The sequence below is a fragment of the Lactococcus sp. AK05 genome, assembly GCF_041026685.1.
Taxonomy (GTDB): Bacteria; Bacillota; Bacilli; order Lactobacillales; family Streptococcaceae; genus Lactococcus; species Lactococcus lactis.
The window spans coordinates 77,367-100,337 of the sequence record NZ_JBFTEI010000005.1 but is presented as its reverse complement, the minus strand read 5'-3'; the positions used below and the strand labels follow the sequence as shown (position 1 = coordinate 100,337).

19 protein-coding genes are annotated in these 22,971 nt (G+C 35.4%); 4 read left to right on the top strand and 15 right to left on the bottom strand.

Going from position 1 to position 22,971, the window contains the following annotated elements:
* Positions 1-72: 72 nt before the first annotated feature.
* The 6 genes from AB6B24_RS10065 to AB6B24_RS10040 all read right to left on the bottom strand — a co-directional run bounded on the left by AB6B24_RS10065 (position 73) and on the right by AB6B24_RS10040 (position 7,371).
* On the bottom strand, positions 73-1,335 hold the full coding sequence (locus AB6B24_RS10065) for an FtsW/RodA/SpoVE family cell cycle protein (protein ID WP_047205781.1): 1,263 nt from the start codon (positions 1,333-1,335) through the stop codon (positions 73-75).
* A gap of 340 nt (positions 1,336-1,675) precedes the next feature.
* Entirely contained in the window at positions 1,676-1,822 is a 147-nt protein-coding gene (gene rpmG / locus AB6B24_RS10060; protein WP_003129585.1) for a 50S ribosomal protein L33, read from the bottom strand.
* Positions 1,819-3,036 (bottom strand): multidrug efflux MFS transporter, encoded by a 1,218-nt coding sequence (locus AB6B24_RS10055; RefSeq protein WP_311804272.1) that lies wholly within the window; start codon positions 3,034-3,036, stop codon positions 1,819-1,821. The genes rpmG and AB6B24_RS10055 overlap by 4 nt, the downstream gene beginning before the upstream one ends.
* 2 nt (positions 3,037-3,038) lie before the next feature.
* Positions 3,039-3,698, bottom strand: a complete 660-nt coding sequence (gene coaE, locus AB6B24_RS10050) for a dephospho-CoA kinase (protein WP_369164571.1) — start codon at positions 3,696-3,698, stop codon at positions 3,039-3,041.
* A 131-nt stretch (positions 3,699-3,829) separates the two neighbouring features.
* On the bottom strand, positions 3,830-6,193 hold the full coding sequence (gene pflB / locus AB6B24_RS10045; protein ID WP_311804273.1) for a formate C-acetyltransferase: 2,364 nt from the start codon (positions 6,191-6,193) through the stop codon (positions 3,830-3,832).
* Between the two features lie 260 nt (positions 6,194-6,453).
* Entirely contained in the window at positions 6,454-7,371 is a 918-nt protein-coding gene (locus AB6B24_RS10040) for a magnesium transporter CorA family protein (RefSeq protein WP_029344951.1), read from the bottom strand.
* 191 nt (positions 7,372-7,562) lie between these two features.
* Here AB6B24_RS10040 and AB6B24_RS10035 point away from each other — a divergent pair, with 191 nt between their 5' ends.
* From AB6B24_RS10035 to AB6B24_RS10020, 4 genes are all read left to right on the top strand, one after another.
* Positions 7,563-9,086, top strand: coding sequence for a class I adenylate-forming enzyme family protein (locus tag AB6B24_RS10035; RefSeq protein ID WP_195935593.1), 1,524 nt, complete (start codon positions 7,563-7,565; stop codon positions 9,084-9,086).
* Positions 9,087-9,271: 185 nt separating this feature from the next.
* Positions 9,272-9,841, top strand: coding sequence for a TetR/AcrR family transcriptional regulator (locus AB6B24_RS10030; protein WP_047205779.1), 570 nt, complete (start codon positions 9,272-9,274; stop codon positions 9,839-9,841).
* Between the two features lie 11 nt (positions 9,842-9,852).
* Positions 9,853-10,926 (top strand): ABC transporter permease, encoded by a 1,074-nt coding sequence (locus AB6B24_RS10025; protein ID WP_103054513.1) that lies wholly within the window; start codon positions 9,853-9,855, stop codon positions 10,924-10,926.
* 2 nt (positions 10,927-10,928) lie between these two features.
* On the top strand, positions 10,929-11,600 hold the full coding sequence (locus AB6B24_RS10020) for an ABC transporter ATP-binding protein (protein WP_369164568.1): 672 nt from the start codon (positions 10,929-10,931) through the stop codon (positions 11,598-11,600).
* Positions 11,601-11,714: 114 nt separating this feature from the next.
* On the opposite strand, the gene eno is transcribed toward AB6B24_RS10020, so the two are convergent.
* The 9 genes from eno to recJ form a co-directional block, all read right to left on the bottom strand.
* On the bottom strand, positions 11,715-13,016 hold the full coding sequence (gene eno, locus AB6B24_RS10015) for a surface-displayed alpha-enolase (RefSeq protein ID WP_010905473.1): 1,302 nt from the start codon (positions 13,014-13,016) through the stop codon (positions 11,715-11,717).
* A gap of 184 nt (positions 13,017-13,200) precedes the next feature.
* Positions 13,201-13,758 (bottom strand): ribosome-associated translation inhibitor RaiA, encoded by a 558-nt coding sequence (gene raiA / locus AB6B24_RS10010; RefSeq protein ID WP_003129564.1) that lies wholly within the window; start codon positions 13,756-13,758, stop codon positions 13,201-13,203.
* A gap of 134 nt (positions 13,759-13,892) precedes the next feature.
* On the bottom strand, positions 13,893-16,343 hold the full coding sequence (locus tag AB6B24_RS10005; protein WP_311926265.1) for an ATP-dependent Clp protease ATP-binding subunit: 2,451 nt from the start codon (positions 16,341-16,343) through the stop codon (positions 13,893-13,895).
* Positions 16,333-16,788, bottom strand: a complete 456-nt coding sequence (locus AB6B24_RS10000; protein ID WP_010905471.1) for a CtsR family transcriptional regulator — start codon at positions 16,786-16,788, stop codon at positions 16,333-16,335. The genes AB6B24_RS10005 and AB6B24_RS10000 overlap by 11 nt, the downstream gene beginning before the upstream one ends.
* Positions 16,789-16,964: 176 nt before the next feature.
* Positions 16,965-17,438: a transcription elongation factor GreA gene (gene greA, locus AB6B24_RS09995; protein ID WP_025016857.1), complete on the bottom strand. Its 474-nt coding sequence runs from the start codon at positions 17,436-17,438 to the stop codon at positions 16,965-16,967.
* 59 nt (positions 17,439-17,497) lie between these two features.
* Positions 17,498-19,150: an endolytic transglycosylase MltG gene (gene mltG / locus AB6B24_RS09990; protein WP_311804289.1), complete on the bottom strand. Its 1,653-nt coding sequence runs from the start codon at positions 19,148-19,150 to the stop codon at positions 17,498-17,500.
* A gap of 136 nt (positions 19,151-19,286) precedes the next feature.
* Entirely contained in the window at positions 19,287-19,850 is a 564-nt protein-coding gene (gene rpoE / locus AB6B24_RS09985; protein WP_047205762.1) for a DNA-directed RNA polymerase subunit delta, read from the bottom strand.
* A gap of 216 nt (positions 19,851-20,066) precedes the next feature.
* The gene (locus AB6B24_RS09980; RefSeq protein WP_012897343.1) at positions 20,067-20,579 is read right to left on the bottom strand and encodes an adenine phosphoribosyltransferase; all 513 of its coding nucleotides are present in this window, start codon (positions 20,577-20,579) and stop codon (positions 20,067-20,069) included.
* 122 nt (positions 20,580-20,701) lie between these two features.
* Positions 20,702-22,930: a single-stranded-DNA-specific exonuclease RecJ gene (gene recJ / locus AB6B24_RS09975; RefSeq protein WP_259746097.1), complete on the bottom strand. Its 2,229-nt coding sequence runs from the start codon at positions 22,928-22,930 to the stop codon at positions 20,702-20,704.
* Positions 22,931-22,971: the final 41 nt, after the last annotated feature.

Sequence of the window (22,971 nt, the reverse complement as noted above, 5' to 3'; positions counted from 1 at the left end):
AATTGGTTATTACCTTTCACTCTTTCATATATTATAAAAATCTTTTATACACTTTTAAACGACTGACAATTGTCAATCGTTTTCATAACTTGAGACACTGCTACTATAATGATTTGAGAGCTCAGAAATTTCTCTTCGTTTCTCATCAGCTGAAATATTTAATGCAAATGCAATTCCCAACGATAAGACAAGGAAGGACGACCCTCCTTGTGATAGGAAGGGGAAGGTTACTCCTGTTTCTGGAATAATCCCAATTGCTCCACCCACATTGACAAAGACTTGAACTAACAATAAACCAGATACCCCAATCATAATGAGTGAGTTAAAGGCACTTTTAGCACGAATTCCAACAATTAACATTCTGCTTATCAAGAAAAAGAGAATAGCTAGAATAATAATTCCGCCAATGATTCCTAATTCTTCCACGACAATTGGAAAGATAAAGTCAGTTTGAGCTTCTGGTAAGAAACCATTTTTTTGAATCGAATTTCCTAAGCCACGCCCTGTCCAACCGCCATTAACTATAGCATAGTATGAATTAGCAAGCTGGTGTCCAGAATTGGCTAAGTCTGTAAAAGGATTAACAAAGGCTTCAAATCGTTTATTGATGTAAGCGATGGGTAAGAAACTTGGAATAATATTTCCACCTACAATGAAAAGAAATCCTAAGAAAATAGCCATCGAAGATAGAATTAATTTTGAATAGCCAGAATACCAACGCCAAGATATACCGCTGGCTCCAATCATTATCAAAGCAACTGCAGCAATAATCAAAGTATTACCTAGGTCAGGCATGATAAGGTCAACCAATAAAATGGCAACTACGGGTAATCGCCAACCACCAAAAAGTTTTTGAAAGAGCGTCTTTCCTTTAAAAATCTCATTTATATCACGTTTTTCAATTTCTTCTTGTTTTGTTGAAAAAACTGAGGCTAGATACCAGATAATAAAAACTTTGGCAAATTCTGCTGGCTGCACAGTTCCGATTCCCGGAATATGAATCCAACCTCTGGCTCCATTTACGGGTGCTGTCAGAGCAAAACTGGAAGGCATTATTCTACAAAATATTAATGACAGAATCAAAATAACCATTATTGTTCCTATCATTTTTCTATTCTTAAGGGCTCTAAGTTTCAGACGGTAAATCACTGCAATCATAATGAGACTCAATAATACGAATGCTGTTTGGTTAATTACTAATTTATAAGGATTTAATCCTTTTTGTAACTGATCAGGAACCGTGGTTGAAAAAACCATCACAATACCAATTCCTGCAAGAATTAGGTATGGAATCAATATAGAGTAGTTTAAAAAATTATTCTTATTTAAATTCATTATCTTTTTTTCCTCATTCATATTATTATAGCATGAGTTGAATAATTTATAAAGATTTTCAAAGTGCTTATAAGTTTCTACCACCCAAAGATAAGGTATTTCCGAATATATTTTTTAAACTGAATTTTTTCTTTTATAAATAGTCCACAAAATTATGATTAAAATTTTTTATCTGTCTCCATCAACTGCTATTATAATGAAAAAATAATGTCTTTTTTTGCATAAAACACCTCTAATGAAATATTGTTTACTTTATTATATAATATTATCACAATTCTTAATAAGTGTACATAGTAAAAACTTATTATAAATAAAAAAACAGCAAGATAATTCTTCCTGTTTAACCTTCACGATGAAGTGTAACAATGCGTTCTTTGGGACAAAACTTCATTGTTTCAACTTTTTCCGGATGGGTTGCTTTATTTTTACTACTAATATAATTTTTATTCCCACAAGAACTACAAATTAGTGTGATTTTTACTCTCATTCCATAATACTCCGTTTCCGCAGATATTTTCGGAAATTAATAAAGGACCAAATAATATTAATAATGACAAAAAAACTTGTCCCTACAATTGCCGCTCGATAACTGATATAACCTGCAATTGCTGATCCGACCAATGGACCGGTTACCATTCCTAAATTAGAACACATTTGTGCGTAAGCAAAAATTCTGCTGACACCTTCTTTGGGAGTAATTTTTGAAAGCAACGAATTTACTGACGGCATCAAAGCACCAGTTCCAAAACCAAGAAGGAAGCGTAATATCCCAAGTTGGAGTGGGCTTTGCACAAAGGCCATTGGTAAATAAATAATAAATGTAAAAACTAGTCCAATCAAAATTAAACGATGTGAACCGTATTTATCTCCTAAACGTCCTAGAAAACTTGATGATAACATTGCCGACAATCCAACTGCTGACACAATTAAGCCTGAAATGAACATCAAATTGTTCGTGCTTGTCGTCAGGGTTTTGATATACAAGGTCACAAATGGTTCAATAGATTGCGAGGTGATTTGAATAATAAATGTTGTCACTAATAATCCAAAAAGAATTTGTTTGTTACTGACTTTATTGATAATTTCTTTACTAGATAACATTTCACCTTTAGCAATTGGTTCAAAGTTTTCATGAACAAAGAAAATGGTTAGTAAAGTTGCTAAGGCTAATAGAGCGCCGACAATCAAAAAGACATTTGCCATGCCAAACCACTCAGCTAATAACCCACCAAGTGAAGGACCAATCAGTGTTCCAGAAACCATTGCTGTTGCTAATGTTCCAAGGGCATAGCCTGATTTATCTTTTGGAGCTTGTGAAGCAATCATTGCTGTTGAGTTAGGGATATAGCCTGAGAAAAATCCCATTAGCAAACGTAATCCAAGTAACCACCAAACATTAGGAACAAACGCTATTCCTCCCATTGTTAAGGTCATGACGATACTGGCACGTACCATCATCACTTTACGACCATGCTCATCAGCTAAACGTCCCCAAACGGGGGCAACTAACCCTGAAGCTAAGGCTGGCAAAGAAAAAGCTAACCCTGAGTAAAGTTCAACATTTCCACCACTTACGCCCAGTCCTTGAATATACAAGGGGAGAAAGGGCATGACGAGTGAAAATGATGAACCTACAAAAAAGCAGCCAATCCATGTTATAAATAAATTTCTTTTCCAATTAACTGTTTTCGTGCGATTCACCTCTATTTCTGTTCTTCTATCCTAGCTAGTTCTCGCTGGATTTGTTTTTTTAGTGCTTCAATCGTTCCAGAATTATCCAGAATGACATCAGCGACTTTTTGTTTTTCTGACAATGGCATTTGTGAGGAAATTCGTTTTTTAGCTTCTTCTTCCGTAAACTTATTTCTTGCCATCAGTCTTTCTAATTGTATTTTTTCAGGTAAGCTGACCAACCATATTTCATCAAAACCGGTATAATTGTATTCAATTAATAACGGAATATCCATAAATATTGGCTTATTTACTGACAGATTTTTTCCTTGACTCTTTGAATCAAAATTTTTACTGACAGACTTGTCAGTCATTTTTTTTAATAAGTCATCACGTCTATCATATAACTCTGTACGAATAATTTCATCTTGTAGGTTTGATAATTTCTCGCGCTGCTTTGGATCAGAAAAAACTAAAGCTCCTAATTTTTCGCGATTTAACTGTCCATTGTCAGCAATAAAATCTAAACCGTAAGTTTCTACTATTGCCTTGTAAAGTTTTCCGTCAGGTTCTTGCAATTGACGGACAACTTTGTCAGCATCAATCACTTGATAATCCTCAGAAATCAAAAAATCAACAACCGTTGATTTCCCACTTGCAATTCCGCCTGTCAATCCAATTACCATTTTCATTCATCTATTTTAGCATAAAATTTGACTTTCTTAAACTAAAAACAATAGTTTTTAACTATTATGATTAATTTTTTCGTAAAAAAAGTCTGTCAGTAAAACTGACAGACCGAATATTCATTAAATATTAAGAATTAGATGTTTGAAGTATGCATTACTTCTTCATCATCGTTTGAAAGAACTTCATGGAAGACACGTTCAGTTAATTCTTGTTTTTGTTCTGGTGTGAGGTATTTAGTATTGACACAGTAACCAGAGATACGAACGATAACATCTTCACCACGCATGATTTTATCGTAAACATCTTTAAGGTCCATTACGTTCAAGTTAACGTGTTGACCTGCAAATTCAGTACCATTAATCAAAGCGCCTGGTGTGAAGTATCCATCAAGAATTTGAACCAAGTTATCCACTTGTTCATCACGAGTTTTACCAAGTGCACGAGGTGAAACTTGAGTAGTCAATGAAATACCATCATTTGCATCTTTGAATTCCAATTTAGCCAATGAGCGAAGGTTTTGCAACCAACCACCTTTAGCTTTATTCGATGGGTTAGCACCTGGTGAGAAGAATTCAAGTTTAGATTTGTTTACTGTACCATCTTCATTGAGGAATACTCCTTTATGTACTGGAGAATTACCAGTTTGTTTAGAGTAAGCAACGTTAGATGTAATTGTCAAAAGTGAAACAGTAGCTTCAGCATTTTTGTAAAGTTTGTGTGAAGCTAATTTTTCATGGTACATTTTCATGACAAGTTTAGCAATATCATCAGCACGATCATCATCTTCACCATAACGTGGGAAGTCACCTTCTACTTCATAATCGTAGATGTAGCCATTTTCATCACGCAAAGTTTTAACTTTAGCATATTTAATTGCTGAAAGTGAATCAACTGTATTTGCGAAACCACAGATACCAAATCCCATGTTAGCACGAACTTTAGTAGGCAAGAAGGCCATTTGAACTGCTTCATAGTTATATTTGTCAGTCATGTAGTGAATGATATTCATCGCATCAACATAAGTATCTGTCAACCAGTTGAGTGATTTGTCGAAGTTTTCCATAACTGTATCATAGTCAAGAATTTCGTCACGAACAGGTTCGATGTCGAATACTTTATAATCTTTATGAACGTCATCATAACCACCGTTCAAACCAGTCAACATTGCTTTCAAGACGTTTACACGCGCACCAAAGTATTGGAGGTTATGACGTCCTTCTTCATTTTCTGGATCAAGTGGTGAGACACAACAAGAGATACATGACATTTCGCCATACCCATCTTTAGCCATTGTTTCAACACCTTCATATTGAATAGAAGAATGCTTGTGGCTCATAGACATTGAATAACGTTTGAATGAGTAAGGAAGTTTAGAATCCCAAAGGACTGTCAAGTTTGGTTCTGGAGCATTTCCGATTGTATCAAGTGTGTTCAAGAAACGGTAGTCCATTTTAGTGACACGGTGACGTCCGTCATTACCCATACCAGCCATAGATGTTGTGATGAATGTTGGGTCACCAGAATAAAGTTCATCATAAGCAGCTGCACGAGCAAATTTCATTGTACGAAGTTTCAAAACGAAATCATCAACAAATTCTTGAATTTCTTGTTCAGTAAATGTTCCACGAGCAAGGTCACGTTCTGCAAAGATATCAAGAACGATTGGCACACGTCCAAGTGAAGTTGCAGCACCATTGATAACACGACATACTGCCATATAAGCGATGTTAACCCATTGGATTGCTTCTTTTACGTTCATAGCTGGACGTGAAACATCAAGACCATATAAAGCACCAAAGTTTACAACTTCTTGCAAAGCTTGGTATTGCATATTAATTTCTTCTTTAAGACGAATGTTTTCTTCGTTAATTTCAGTGATTGCATCCCATTCTTTTGCTTTTTCCTTCATAAGGTAATCCGCACCGTAAAGGGCAAGACGCGCATAGACACCAATGATACGTCCACGAGAGTAAGCATCTGGCAAACCTGTTACAGTATGAGCATGACGTGCTTTACGAATTGCTGAAGTATAAGCACGGAAGATTCCATCATTTACAGAAGTCATTGTTTGTGACAAAACATCATGCAAGTCTGGGTCAACTGAAAGACCGTGTTCTGTCAAAATCTTTTCAGCAACACGAAGTCCACCTTTTGGCATGAAATTCAAGCGGAAAAGTTCGCTATTTTGCATCCCATAGATAAGTTCAAGTTCTTTATCATTAGCATCGATATATCCAGCAGGGATTTTATCAATAGAGGTTACGCGGTCAGTATCGAAGGGAAAACCAACTTCTTCATAGTGAGCTTTTGTATCTTCAATTATTTTCTTTACTTTAAGTGTACGTTCTGTTGGCCCAGCAAGAAAGCTTTCATCACCATCATATGGTTTGTAGTTTTCTTGTACAAAGCGAGTAACGCTTGCTTTATCGCGCCAGTTGGTTCCTTTAAAACCATCCCAAGCTTGTTCAAAGATATTTTCCGTAACTTCGGTTTTCATTTTGAAATCTCCTTTGTTCTTTCTGTTTCAAATTACAACTTCATTATATCATACAGTTTGAGAATAGCAAACAGAATTCAAGAGAAATTACAGATTCTTTACTAATACAGTTCCAATTATTTTAATATCTGTTATACTTTTTTAAAACGTTTTCATAAATAATTCACAAAATAGTTTTAACAAACATTGCTAACTTCATAATCTGCAATCACTAATTAATTTTTTCACAAAGAACAAAAAAATGGAGATTTTTCTCCATTTTATAACATATCTTTTTTATGTAACCACCAAGTGACCCAAACACATAATAAAATTCCTAGAACTAAAATAAGCCAAACCATCCAATTAAAATTTTGACCAGGAATTGGAACATTCATTCCGTAAAAACCAACAATTACTGCAGGAATCCCTAGAACAAAAGTAGCTGATGTCATGATTTTCATGACAATGTTCAAGTTATTAGAGACGATGTTTGAGAACAAATCTCGGAGATTTTCTAGTAACTTGAGCTGAATCTTGGTTTCTGTATAAGCTTGGTCTGTTTCAACAAAAATATCATAAATTTTTTCAGCAAAACCATCTTCATCATCTTCTCTCAAGTAATCAATAAAATCTTGAAGCACTTGCATATTATTGTTCAAGGCATCTTCAAAATAAATTAAACTTGCTTGAATGGCAATCAAATCAACAATTTGGTCGTTCTTCGTTGAATTTTTGATCCCCTGTTCAAGTCTGCGACGTCTTGTTCGGAAATCTCTCAAATAATCATGGAAAGTGTGTGTCATTTGATACATCACTTGAAAAATAACTTGATGTTTGTAGCGTTTATAATCATATTCACGCTCGAAAATTAAGCCATTATCAATCTCATGATTAAGTGCTAAAATAACCGATTCATTTTTAGTCCAAACCAAAGAATATGGAAAAGTCGCCACTTCTCCATAATTAGAAAGGGCAGGATATTGTAAGAGAATCAGATTATTATCATTATCATCTGTTTCAAAACGGGCATTTTCATAATCATCCAAAATTCCTGATAAATAGTCAAAAGGGAAGTCATAGTATTCAGAAATATTCCCAATTTCTTCACGTGTTGGATTGAGAACATAGGTGAAATTCTTCATTTCAGAGGTTGAAATTAATTTTTTTTCATTGGATAGTTCATAATTTTTAATCATTTTCCTATCTATCCCTTCTTTTCCTGATAAAAGAGGATTGGAATCCTCTTAGTGTCCCTTTAATTGTAGCAGATTTTAGACTTTTTTTCCGAGTATTTTATTCTCTACGACTTAAGAAAACATTTACATTAACTATTGGTCTAAAGAATACTTTGTGATATAATAAACTTATTAACTTGAGGAGATTTTTTTTGAAATTCAAACACGAACCCCTAAATTTGTATCTAAACTTTAAAAAATCAGCTGAACAGTTTCCTGATAGCCCAATTATCTTTGATGAGGCTGTTGGAGCTTTCCCTGAACTAGCTCTTGAAACAACTTACCAAAAGACTCATCAAGCAATTGTTGATAAGGCAAGTCTCTTATCTGAGTTGGGAATCAAAAAATCGGATAAAGTCATTATTTTTAAATCAAGTGCCTTTGATACCTATCTTTTAGCTGTTGCTGTTTCTTATCTAGGCGCTGTTCCAGCAATGATTTCTTATCATCTTCCTGCCGAAACAATGGATATTTTAGCTGGACGTTTAGGTAATCCTTGGCTCATTTATGACCAAGTTACTGACAAAACTGTAAATGAAATGAAGAATCTTGAAGATTCTAAAAAACTTTCTGTCAGTAAATTTGCTTTGGAAAAACCTACTCAAATTGCTGACAGTCAGCAATTAGCTAGTGATGAGATTGCTTATCTCACTCATACTTCTGGAACAACTGGTGTACCAAAATTAATCGCTCACTCTGCTAATTCAATGGGTTGGCGTTGGGTGCTTCAAAGAACTGTAATGGATTGGATGCCTGATAAGGAAGAAATTTTAGCTTTCCATATTTCTCCTGTTCATTCTCGTTTCAATATTGGTGTTTCATCAGCAATGACCTTTGGGTTTGGCCTTATGCCCCTCAATGATTTAGCAAAAGATAATCTTGTCAATCTTTTTGCTAAACATCAGCCTTATGCCTTTGAAACTCATCCAAACGATTTTGTTCGTCTAGCGAATCTTGCAAAGCAAGAACCTGAGATTTTTGCTTCAATTCGTTACCTTCATTCAACTTTTGATGCAATTAATAAAGAAACAATGCACACTTTTCTTTCTGCCTCTAAACAAAAAGAGCCAGTCTTTCTACAAATTTATGGACAATCAGAATGTGGCCCAATGATTTGGAAAAAACACCGTTTATCAACTTTAGCGGACACTAATGCCCGTGAAATGGGGATTGGTATGCCTGGATTATCTAAAGCACGTATTGCCGATGAAAATGGAAATGAATGTCCTGCAGGTACGCCTGGAAGAATCCACTTCCTCTCAAAAGGAAGAGCTTTGACTTACTATAAAGAAGAAGAACGGTTTAATAAAGAAGTCTATGGCGACTGGTGGGATACTGGCGATTGGGGCCTCATGAATGAAGACGGAATTCTCTTTTTACATGACAGACAAGTTGATTTAATTGATAAAATTGAATCTAATTTGGCAATTGAAGATCTTCTGTTAGACCAACACGACTTCTTAGATGAAGTTGTGATTATTCGTGATAAATCTGGTAAACCACAACCTATTTTGGCTCTAGCTGAAAATGCGGAAATGGATTGGTCAGCTTGGTGGGCTTCAATTGTTGATTTGCCATTTTTAAATGAACCTATTCTTATGGCTTACGATGAAATTCCTCGTACAGCAACAATGAAAGTTCAACGATTAGCTCTTGAAAGAGAATTAGCTAAATAAGTGTTCCTAATTTTACTGACAGAGCTGTCAGCCACTTATCCATCAGCAAATTTATTATCAAAACTACTGACAAAGCTGTCAGTAGTTTTTTTGCTTAAAAAAATTAAATAATTGATGTTAATCAATTTATTTGTTAGAATTTAATAAATGACACAGTGTCATAAATTGAATGAATTGGAGACAAAATGCCTAAATCAACCTATTTCAGTCTATCTGACGAAAAACGCAATCGCGTATATGATGCCTGTTTAAATGAATTTCAGACTCATTCTTTTCACGAGGCAAAAATTATGCACATCGTAAAAGCTCTTGATATTCCGAGAGGGAGTTTTTATCAGTATTTTGAAGATTTAAAAGATGCATATTTCTATGTCCTCTCGCAAGAAACCCTTGAAATTCATGATTTATTTTTTAATTTATTAAAAGATAATTCCATTGAAGAGGCGCTAGATAAATACAAATATCTCCTTCTTGAAAATTTAATTGATTCTCCCCAATACCAACTTTATAAATATCGATTTTTAGATTGGACTTATGAACTTGAAAGAGATTGGAAACCTAAAAGTTCAGCAACCGTCCCAGCTAGTGAAAATGATAATCCAGTTTCACAAGTATTAAAATCAGTTGTTCATAATCTCGTTTATAGATTATTCAGTGAAAATTGGACTGAGAAAACTTTTATTGAAAATTATGATAAAGAAATCAAATTAGTCACCGAAGGTTTACTTAATTATATTACTGACAGAAAAAACTGAAAGGAGATTTTATGTTTTTAGCACTAAGAGAAATACGTTATAATAAAGCTCGTTACACCTTAATCGGAGCTATTATTTTTTTAATCGCTTATGTAGTCTTTATACTGTCCGGACTATCTGTAGGACTTGCCAGTCAATTTAAACAAGCCGTCCTTGATTGGAAGGCCGAAAAAGTCGTTTTATCAACAAGTTCAAATAATATTATTTCTGCTTCACAAATTACTTCTGATGATTTAAGTAATATTCATGTAGAAAATGGTTCAGAATTATCATTGTTTTCTACTTCTATGCGTAAATCAAAGAGCGAGCGAGACAATATTGCTATTATTGCACTGCCTGATAAGTCTAAAATCATGCCAGAAGTTCTTGAGGGGAAAAAATTTACTGACAATCATTTAGAAATGATTATCTCAAAAAAGCTGGCAAATCAAGGATATAAAATCGGTCAAGAAGTTTCCGTGGGAAATAATAATATTAAAATAAAAATTGTCGGAATTTCAAAATCCTCTTCTTATTCTGCCTCGCCTGTTATCTATACTTCGTTTTCCGCTTTGAATCAGATAAAGTTTGGTGAAAAAAGCACTTCAACTTCTTCCGTTAATGCTGTCGTTGTAAAATCTGGAAAAGTTAAGATTGATTCTTCTATTTCAAATCAATATAAAGTCATCTCTATTTCTGATTTAATTAACGATATTCCAGGTTATTCTGCTCAAAATATGACACTCAGCGCAATGATTTACTTCTTATTTCTGATTGTACTGTTGATTATTGGAGTCTTTATGTATGTTATAACTCTTCAAAAAGTTCCGATTTTTGGCATAATGAAAGCCCAAGGAATTTCAAATCGCATAATAATGAACTCTTTACTTGGTCAAAGCTTTATCATTAGTTTAGTTGGCGTCTTCGTTGCTTTTATAGCAAGTTATGGAACTAGCTTTATCTTACCGGATGCAATGCCTTTTGAAATTAGTCTTACAAACTGGTTGCTCTATGCTTTAATTCTCATCATCGTATCAATTATTGGGTCACTTTTTTCAATCATTACTATCCGTAAAATTGACCCAACGAAAGCAATTGGAGGTTAAAAATGAAAACAATTCTTAAAATGGAAAATGTAAAAAAATCTTTTGGTAGTGGTCATAATGAGATTCAGGCACTCAAAGGAATCGATTTAGCAGTCAATCAAGGAGAATTTGTTTCAATTATTGGTCCCTCCGGTTCAGGCAAAAGTACATTTCTCACAATTGCAGGTGGTTTACAAAGTCCAACTTCTGGGAAAATTTCAATCAATGGCTTAGATTTTACACCATTGTCAGAAAAAAAACGTTCTAAACTTAGATTTAAAGAAATAGGTTTCATCCTCCAAAGTTCTAATTTGATTCCTTATTTGACTATTGAAGAACAATTTCTCCTTATTGATAAAATCAATCACGAAAAACTAACTTCTAAAAAAGGGATTGAACTTCTTAAATCACTTGATATTTTAGACTTAAAAGATAAACATCCTAGCGATCTTTCTGGTGGTGAAAGACAAAGGGCAGCTATTGCTCGTGCTCTCTTTAATGAACCAAATTTAATTTTGGCCGATGAACCAACAGCAAGTTTAGACACTGAGCATGCTTATCAGGTTGTTGAATTATTAAGACAAGAAGTTCATTTGAAGAATAAAGCGACAATCATGGTCACTCATGACCAAAGAATGATTAAAAATAGTGACAGTGTTTATAAGATTGAAGATGGACTCTTATCAAAAATCTAAATAAAATAAAAACTACTAGCTTACTAGTAGTTTTTTCATAGAATATTTTTTATAAAAAATAATCCTTCTCTAAATAAAGAGAAGGATTATATCTAAATCATTCGTTGGTAAACCTTATTTTTTAAGGTTGTAGAATGCTTTAAGACCTTTGTATTGAGCCACTTCAGCCAATTGGTCTTCGATACGAAGCAATTGGTTGTATTTAGCCATACGGTCTGTACGTGAAAGTGAACCAGTTTTGATTTGACCAGCGTTAGTTGCAACAGCGATATCTGAGATTGTTGAATCTTCAGTTTCACCAGAACGGTGAGAAACGATTGCTGTGAAACCAGCTTCTTTAGCCATTTCAATAGCTTCGAAAGTTTCTGTCAAAGTACCGATTTGGTTAACTTTGATCAAGATAGCGTTTGAAGCATTTTCACGGATACCACGTTCAAGGTATTTAGTGTTTGTAACGAAGAAATCGTCACCAACGAGTTGAACTTTTTTACCAAGACGTTCAGTAAGGATTTTCCATCCATCCCAGTCGTTTTCGTCCATACCATCTTCAATAGTGATGATTGGGTATTTAGAAACGAGTTCTTCAAGGTAGTCAACTTGTTCAGAAGCTGAAAGTTTTTTACCGCCTTCACCTTCGAATTTAGTGTAGTCGTAAACACCGTTTTCGTAGAATTCTGATGATGCACAGTCGAAACCGATCATAACGCCATCTTCACCAGCTTTGTAACCAGCTGCTTCGATTGCTTTAAGGATAGTTTCTACACCGTCTTCAGTTCCGTCGAATTTAGGAGCGAATCCACCTTCGTCACCGACAGCTGTTTCAAGTCCACGAGCTTTAAGAATTTTCTTAAGAGCGTGGAAGATTTCAGCACCCCAACGAAGCGCTTCTTTGAATGTAGGTGCACCAACTGGTACGATCATGAATTCTTGGAAAGCGATTGGAGCGTCTGAGTGAGAACCACCATTGATGATGTTCATCATTGGAGTTGGCAATACTTTAGCGTTGAATCCGCCAAGGTAGTTGTAAAGTGGAACACCAAGTTCATCAGCAGCAGCACGAGCAGCAGCGATAGAAACACCAAGGATAGCGTTAGCTCCCAATTTACCTTTGTTTTCAGTACCGTCAAGAGCGATCATTGCACGGTCAATAGCTTGTTGGTCAGTAACTTCATAACCGATGATAGCTTCAGCGATGATGTTGTTTACGTTGTCAACAGCTTTTTGAGTACCAAGTCCGTTGTAGCGAGATTTGTCGCCATCACGAAGTTCAACCGCTTCATGTTCACCAGTAGAAGCACCTGAAGGTACCATACCGCGACCGAATGCACCGTCTTCAGTGTAAACTTCAACTTCAAGTGTTGGGTTACCGCGTGAGTCAAGGACTTCGCGAGCATAAATATCAGTAATAATTGACATTTTAGTCTCCTTATTATTTTTAAGTGCGTCTGCACTCTTAATACATCTTTGATTTTACTATTTTTTGAAAGATTTTTCAAGTGAAAATCTTCGCAAAGCTAAACTTCAAAAGGTTTTGCGCTTACATTTTGATTTTTTATCTTAACATTAATAAAAAAGGATAGAAAAATCTATCCTTATTTTTTTATTCTGTTTCAATTAAACCATAACGACCATCTGTACGACGGTAAACGACATGGGTTCCGTTACTATCAGCATCTGTAAAGACGTAGAAATCATGTCCCAACATATCCATCTGAAGCACTGCTTCTTCGGCATCCATTGGTTTTAAAGCAACATGTTTAGTACGTACAATATCTACGTGATCCTCAGCAACTTCATCGGCTTTTTCTAATGGTGCAAACTCATCGCCAAAAGCTTGTCCTGTTGGGACAGCATTGCGTGGTTTACGGTTCATACGTGTCTTATATTTACGAATTTGACGTTCGAGTTTTTCTTCAACAAAATCAATTGAAGAATACATATCTTGTGAAGTATCTTCTGCACGTAAAGTGACATTTTTAGCTGGAAGAGTTACTTCAACTTTAGCTCGTTTTTCGCTGTAAACTTTAAGATTAACATAGGCTGTTACTTCATGACCATCGTTGAAATATTTATCAAGTTTTCCGATTTTATCTTCAACATAAGCGCGGATTGCATCAGTCACTTCGACGTTTTCGCCACGGATATTAAATTTGATCATAAGAGTACCTCTTCAACAGTTCTTTTTGTTTCAATGAAGCCCTTAAACTTTTGGAATTTTCAGGACTTCTGAATCTTTTCGAACTGTCCTTTCCTTTATTTCTAATTTAATTATAACATGAAACAGCTTTCATCTCAAACAATTTGAGCGATTTTAATTTTTTTATTAGATGCACCAATTGAAACATGATTCCCTGCTTTGATTTCACCAGAGAGCAATTGTTCACTTAAAAGGTCTTCGACTTCTTTTTGAAGTGCCTTACGAAGCGGACGTGCACCATATTCTGGGTCAAAACCTACCTCAGCAATTAATTTCACCGCTGACGGTGTGAGTTTAACATGAATATCTTGTTCTGCCAGACGTTTAATCAAAGATTTACTCATAATTTTAACAATTTGTTCAATCTCTTGACTTTCCAATGAATGGAAAACAATATTTTCATCAATTCGATTAAGAAACTCAGGGCGATAATGACGTTTAAGCTCTTCTAAAATTCTTGATTTCATGGCTGAATAATCAGCTGTGATATTTTTAGCGCCAAAACCAACTGTCTTATCATCACGAAGAGCAGTCGCTCCCAAGTTTGAAGTCATTATAATAATTGTATTTCTGAAATCAACTTTGCGACCTTTAGTATCAGTCACAAAGCCATCATCTAGAATTTGCAACATGATGTTGAAAACGTCAGGATGAGCTTTTTCGACTTCATCTAAAAGAACAACAGAATAAGGTTTATTACGAACGCGTTCTGTCAATTGACCACCCTCATCATAACCTACATACCCTGGAGGAGCCCCAATCAAGCGTGAAGTTGAATGTTTTTCCATGAATTCACTCATGTCAACACGAATCATATTATCTTCACTACCAAACACACTGTCAGCCAGTGCTTTAGCAAGTTCGGTTTTACCGACCCCTGTTGGTCCAAGGAACATGAAAGAACCCATTGGACGGCGGCTGTCAGCAACACCGGAACGTGCCCGACGAATGGCTCTTGAAACGGCAGAAATAGCTTCTTCTTGTCCAACAACTCGTTTGTGTAATTCTTTTTCAAGATTGATTAAACGATCACTTTCAGACTTAGTCATTTGTGTGATTGGAACACCTGTCAGTGTTGAGGCAACAGCAACAACAGCTTGATCAGTAACTTCTTGACGTTTATCTTCTTTTACTGAGAATTTATAAATCTTGTCAGCAATTTTTTCAACTGCTTTTTCTTTTGTACGAGACGCTTTGATATCAAGTTTAATGACAGCTTCTGATAATTCTTCTTGAGCTTTGGCTAATTCTTTTTCTAAATCAAGACGTTTTGTTTGTTGATTTTTGACAGAAATTTTCACTGCTGCTGCAGCTTCATCAAGTAAATCAATGGCTTTGTCAGGCAATTTTCGGCTAGTCATATAGCGAACACTGAGCATTACAGCACTTTTAATGGCTTGGTCAGTAAATTTCACTTGATGATACTCTTCAAATTTTTCACGTAAGCCTTGCAAAATAGCAATCGCTTCATCTGGACTTGGCTCATCAACATTTATTCTCGCCAAACGGCGTTCTAAAGCTTCATCCTTTTCAATATATTTTTGATATTCATGATAGGTTGTTGCTCCGACCATTTGAAAATCACCACGAGCAAGCGCTGGTTTCAAAATATTTGCGGCATCATTGACAGAATCCATACCGCCACCAGCACCAATGATTGTGTGTAATTCATCAATGAAAATAATGACATCTGGATCACTGCTAACTTCTTCAACAATAGCTGTCAAACGATCCTCAAATTCACCTCTAAATTTTGTCCCAGCAACAACAGTCGCCATATTCAAAGCCATAATTCGACTATTCATCAAACCAATTGGAACTTGACCATTGACAATTCTTTGGGCCAAACCTTCAATAATTGCTGATTTCCCAACACCGGGCTCTCCAACTAAGACAGGATTATTTTTTGTTCTGCGGCTGAGAATATGAATCAAACGGTCAATTTCAGCTTCTCGTCCAATCATTGGGTCAAGTTTACCCAAGCGAGCTTCTTCGGTTAAATCTGAGGATACAGAGTCTAACGTTGGCGTCGTTGAATTTTCTGCAACTCCCTTTGCCATCTTACGCTTTGACATTGGAGTCACAGCTTTTTTACTTTCTGGAACTTTGAGTCCAGTTCTTTTCTCAAGCTCTTTTCGCAAAGATACAATATTGATTTTTTGTAATTTTAGAAGTTGAAGACCAAATCCATCTTCTACTTGAAGTAGGGCATAAAGCAGGTGTTCTGTTCCAACGGCTTCTGAGTTATTATGAATTGCTAAAAAACTTGCCGCAGTCATCACTTCTTCTGCACGAGGTGAAAAACGTAAAGTTGAACGTTTGACCTTAACATGACTCGATAAATCCTCTAAATCAATCAGTAAGTCAGAAGAATCAACATTCATTCCTGCAAGAAGGCTGTAAGCAATTGAGCCTGAGGTCGTTGCCATTGCAGCTAGTAAATGAGCACTTTCAATGGTGCCATATTGATATTGGTGAGCATACTCTTCCGCTTTTTCTAAAATTCGGTCAAGCGTTGGTGTATATTTTATATTTTCAAATTTCATCGTCACGGTCCAATCTGTTTATTATACTTTTCATCATTATACCACGAGTAAAGGGACTAATGGCTCCGTCAGTAATGACTAACAAAAGTAGATTTCCCTCACGTTCTGTCAGTACTTTCTCATCAAAGAGAAGTTGAACGATATCATGGGCAGCTTTACTTGAGAGATTAGCTGGAACCTTCTGGTAAAGAGCCGTTAAGAATTCATGACGAGCAGAATATTGATACTTCACAATTTTGATGTATCCACCGCCACCACGTTTTGATTCCACATCAAAGCCTTTTGAGGCCGTAAATCGTGTTTTTATCACATAATTAATCTGACTCGGCACGACATCAAATTGATTGGCTAAGTCCGCTCGTTTAATTTCAATGACTTGTGCTTCTTCTAAAAGCTTTCTCAGATAAGCTTCGATAATATCTGATGTATTTTTTTGACCTGCCATCGCTCCATCCTTTCTTTCATCCATTTTCTAAATAATCTTTGACTATTACTGACTATTATACCTGAAAAATATTATTTTTACCAAAAATAGCAATTTTAACTTACTGACAGACTTAAGCGTTGAAAAATAAAAAAACCGTTACTGACGGTTTTTTTACTTATTATATTCTAAAATAATTAGTCAACTTTTACAATTTTAACTGTCATTTCGCCAACTGGAAGTGGGACATTTACGATGTCTCCAACTTTTTTACCAATCAAAACTCGAGCAATTGGTGATTCATTAGAAATTTTTCCTGAAAATGGATCAGCTTCAGCAGTACCAACAATTTGATAAGATTCTTCGTCAGTTTCGCCAACTTCAACAAAAGTTACGTTTTTACCAAGTGCTACTTCGTCTTTAGCAATTTTTGCGTTATCAACAATTTCAGCATAACGAATCATTGTTTCAACAGTTGAAATACGTCCTTCAATAAAGGCTTGTTCATCTTTAGCTGCTTCGTACTCTGAGTTTTCTGAAAGGTCACCATAGCTACGAGCAACTTTGATACGGTCAATGACTTCTGGACGTTTCACAAGTTTTAAATTTTCAAGTTCTAATTTTAATTTATCAAGCCCTTCTTGGGTCATTGGGAATGTTTTTTCCATTATATTTCTTTCCTTTTTTATAAACTTTTTTCTCTTTTAATCAAATCTAAATTAATGATAGCTTAGCTACTTATCTTATCATTCACATATTTTTGAACATTTGCATTTTGTTCATCTAATGTTTTAGCAAAATAAACTTTTCCTGTTGTCACATCAGCAACAAAATAGAAGTAGTCATTTTGAGCAGGATCAAGTACTGCTTTAATAGATGACAAACTTGGGCTATCAACAGGACCAGGGCCAAATCCAGTATTTGTATACAAATTATATGGCGAATCTAGGTTGGTGTCAATATTAGCATCCTCTGAAAGACTTGTTTTTTCACCAAGTTTACCTTCGGCATAAAGAATTGACAGATTAGAACCCAAAGTCATTCCAGCATTCATACGATTATAGAAGGTTCCAGCAACATTTCGTCGATCATCATCATTGTTGGCTTCTTTTTCAACCAAAGCTGCTAAACTCAAAACTTCATTGACAGTCAAATTCTTTTGAGCAATTGTATCATAGTAAGGAGTGAGCTGAGTATTGGCTGCTTGAATCATATTTTCAATGACTGATTCAACTGTCGATGATTTTGTATAATCATAAGTCGCTGGGAACAAGTAACCTTCTAACTGATATTTGATTCCTGAATCTTTTGTTGGCAAGCTTGCGAACAGTTTAGGATAAGCCTTAACCATTTTAGCGATAAAGGTTGGGTCTTGAACGGTTTTCATGAAGTCTGCTTCAGAAAATGGCGTTTTTGCATTCTTTTCATTGCTTCCACTATTAACTGTCACAGCTTTAGCAATTTGTGTTAGCGTATAGCCTTCAGGAACTAAAATTTTACCTAAAGTTGGAGCAACAGGTTTTTCTGTTCCGCCTTCTTCAAGTTTGCTAGCAATCGTAGATAAGCTCATGTTTGGTGCAAGATTATAATAGCCGCTTTTAAACTCTGAATAATTTTTAAATTTTGTATAATACTGAAAAACCATTCCATTTTTAATAATGGATTGTCTTTGCAAAATTTCACCAATTTGCTTACTACTTGAACCAGCAGGAATATTGATTGACTTAGCTGTTGCATTCTTAGAATCTAGAGGTTGAATGCCAGATTTTACAAAGTTATAGCCATACCAACCAGTTCCTCCAACAACTAAAACTAAAAGAGCAACAATCACAGCAATGATTTTTCCTGCTGTTACTTTTTTCTTTTTCTTATTTTTGTTCTTATTCTTATTTTTCTTGCTAGAAGAAGTTTTTTTAGAAGGACTGTTGGTTCTTCTTGAAGGTTGATGTTTAACCATTTTTTCTGATTCTTTTTTTTCTGAAAATTGTTCTTGTTCAATCTTTTCATCTTGAACTTTTGATTCACTTCTTGAAAATTGAGGAGGAATATCTTGGTTTTGAATTTCCTCAGAAACCACTCCATCTAAATTTTGACGCAATGAATCGCCTTCTTCTGAAAGGTTTTCATTTTCTACAAAAGGTTCTTCTTCGTTTTCATCCGCTGCTGGAAAATCAAAGACGGGAAGTTTGAAAGGTTCAAGATCAACTTTCCTTGGTTCGATTTTTCGCTCAGGTTCTTCTGAGTCACTCCTGCTGGGACGTTCGAAATCTTCAGGGTCTGGGAACTTAGTTTCTGCTTGTTTGGCTGCATTTTCTTCAAGTTGGCGAAGTATTTTTTCTTTAAAACTTCCTCGAGAAAATTCAGTTGTTTCTTTGTCCACCAAATTTTTTCTCCTTATGATTAGCTTTCGCTCAATAATAAAATTTTACTTTTCCTAATTGTAACCGTTCTTTTAATTTTTTACAAATAAAAAGGGAATATTCATAAAAGTGAGGCTGATGCCTCACTTTTTATGTGTTTTAGTCTTCATCAGTATCGTCTGAATCATCTTCATCGTCTTCTACGTCGATGTCAACTTCTTCATCTACATTATCAAGTTCAACTTCTGCAAGTTCTGCGTCATAAGCAGCGACGTCATCTTTATCTTCATCTTCTGCTTGAGTATCGTATGACATGTCTTCTTCAGTTGTATCTTTTGCGCCTTCTTCATCTTCTGGATCAATTTCGTCTTCGATACCAAAAGCATTGACTTTTTTACGTTTTTTAGCTGGTTTTTCTTCTTCTTCGTCTTCAATTTCATCAAGAGCAATAACTTCTTCGTCAATCTCATCAATGGCGTACCATGAACGAAGTGCCCAGATATTATTTCCTAATGGAATGAAACTTCCGTCTGTATTGATTTCTGTATAAAAACGAGAAATACTAGCTTTAATTTCATCATCTGATTTTTCCAAATAATCTTGAATCGCTCTGATGATTTCAGAGAATTGCATTTCTTTGCCATTTTGCTCCAATAAAGCATGAGCAACTTCAATCATTGAAAGTTCTGAGATTTTTTGTCCTTCTAAGGCTGTAATTTTCAAGTTTTTACTCTCTCTTTTCCTAATATAAAATATAGGCTCATTTCCTAAAAAACGAACGCTATGTGGATTTTCTTTTTATAGTGTATATCAAAATTAGCTTGCTGTCAATATTTTACGCCAAAAAACCTCTGTTTACTCGCTTTTAGCTTAACTATACTCTCTTGTTTTTATCAAAAGAATACTAATAACATTTATTGGCTACTGACAGTAAAGAAATTAATAGTGCATTAGAACTTTATAATCGTAATCTCCGATTTTTTCGCGACCTTTAAGTTCATCAAGTTCGATAAGGAATGCACATCCGACAACAATTCCACCCATTTTTTCAACAAGTTCAATTGTAGCGGCAATTGTTCCACCAGTTGCAAGCAAATCATCAACAATCAAGACACGTTGTCCTGGTTTGATGCTGTCTGAATGCATTGTGAGTGTGTCTGTTCCGTATTCTTTTTCGTAAGTTGCTTCAATGACTTCACGAGGTAATTTACCAGGCTTACGAACTGGGGCAAATCCTACACCAAGTGCAAAAGCAACTGGACATCCAATGATGAAACCACGCGCTTCTGGACCTACAACCATATCTATTTCTTTATCTCTGGCATACTGAACAATTTCGGTAGCAGCATAGTTATAGGCATTTCCGTCTGCCATCAAAGGGCTGATGTCGCGAAAAACTACGCCTTCTTTAGGATAGTTTTCAATTGTTGCAATATAGTCTTTTAATTCCATGTTTTTGTTACTGACAGAATTGTCAGTGCTCCTTTTTTCTAACATAAGTTCGTTATTTTTACTGACAGCTTTATTATTATGAGTATAGCTGATTTCGTCAGTAACTTTTTATAAAAACGAAATTATTTTTCTAATAAATTTTGATAAATTTCTTTGACGGGTGCTAAAGCAAAAAGTTCTTGCATTTCTACAATTTTTTCTAGTTCTTGATAAATTGTACTCTCAGAAATTTCACGTTTATCGGCCGTCTTATTAACGGTCATTAAGCCATTGTCAATGCTGACAAATTCAAGTTCCTCAAAGATTTTTATCATCTTGACAAGCAAGAGATGAGGGATTTTCAAATAATCCGCAAGTGATTTTAATTTATAGCGAATATCAAATTCTGGAAATTGATAAATTGCTTTATAAAGTCTTGCAAATTCTTCTCGTGTTCCACTTCCTGTTAAATAATAGCTATCAGTGATTTTATTTTTAAAATAAATCATTTTAAAATCATCCGACGCTGCTTTACTGACAGCTTCTTTTAATACTGACAAACCTGCTAAATCTCCAGGTGTCTCTTCGATGACAAGCACATCTTCCATTATACCATGTTTTAGCTGATTTTGAGAAAAAATATTAGCCTCTTTTGGGATAGGAATTTGTTTACTTCTTATATCAAGAAGTTCGACACCAACTGAATCAGCATCTTCAATCATTAATTGAAGGCTCGTGTTTCCATTCCAACTATTACTTGAAAGAGTCGCAACTAATTTTGTTTGTGCCTGTTCGAATTCCAATTCTTCTGAACCATGTTGGAAATAAACGGCATCAATTTGTTGCTTTTCTTCCTGAATTTTTAATTTAAGATGAGCATTGTCTTTCCCCATACTTCGGCTTTGAATCACCTTATAATCTTCGATTAAAAATCGAGGCTTAGGATTATCCATGCCAAAGGGAGCCAGTTTTGCTAAATTAGTGATTGTTGAGAGCGAAATATCGTCTAAGTGACAACGGTCAGCAATTTCTAAGGGACTTTTTTTAGACATATCTAAATTATTGTCCACGATATAATCAATCATCGCCTTTTTAACTGCTTCTACGTTTTCCAGACTTAAAGTCATCCCTGCGGCTTGTTTATGACCACCAAAAGCAATAAAAAGTTCACGATGGGCATTTAATGCCTTGAAAATATCAAAATTTTCGATTGACCGAGCAGACCCACGCAAAATCCCATCTTCTTGGGCCAGCATGATTACTGGCTTATGTATGGCTTCTAACAAGCGGCCCGCAACAATTCCTAAGACACCTTTATGCCAGTCCTTATGATATAAAATCTGAACAGGTTCATCTGTCAGCATACTCAGAGCTTCATTGTGGATTTTTTCCACAATTTCTTTTCGCTCTGAATTTTTTTGGTCAATCATTTTGGCAATTTCATGCGCTTCATCTTCATCCCAACCTGTCAGCAATTCAATGGCTGGGTTTGGGTCATCGAGACGTCCCAAAGCGTTTAAACGAGGAGCAATTTGAAAGCCAACCGTTTCCTCAGTGATTTTATCAAAATCAACCCCAGCATACTTCATTAATTCTTGTAGGCCGGCACGCTCTGTTTGGGCCAAAACTTTTAGACCATGTGCCACTAAAATTCGGTTTTCATCAGTCAAACTGACCATGTCAGCAATTGTACCAATTGCAACTAAATCAAGCATTTCACTGGGTGCATATTCTAAAAGAGCACAGGCAACTTTGAAGGCGACACCAACTCCTGCCAAATATTTGAAAGGATATTGACTGTCAGGATGTTCGGGGTGGACAATGGCATAAGCAGGGGGAAGTTGGTCAGGAATTGAGTGATGATCAGTAACAATTACATCCACTCCATTTTCCTGTGCCCAGGTAATCGCCTCCAAGCCAGCAACCCCATTATCTACAGTAATAATAAGATTGATATTTTCATTCTTAATATAATACTGATAAACGTCAAGATTTGGCCCGTAACCGTCAGTAAAACGATTGGGTAAATAAACTTGAGCCTCAGCTCCTAATTCATCCAGAGCTGACTTCATGACTGATGCTGCAGTCATTCCGTCAGCATCATAGTCACCATAAATTAAAATATTTTCACCTTGCTCAATTGCTGATAAAATACGCCCTGTTGCTTTTTCCATATCATGAAGTAGAAAAGGGTCATGTAAATTTTCTAAACTTGGCTTTAAAAATTGCTCAATTTCAGCTTCTGCATGAATTCCTCTTTGATAAAGCACGCGACTTGTCAATTCATCTAATTTATGTTTTTTCGCTATCTTTAGAAAATCTTCGGAAATGGCTGTATCAGCCACTTTCCAATCATATTTTGCTTTTATCATTTTAATTCTCTTTATCTTTTCTATGCTCAATTCAATTATTT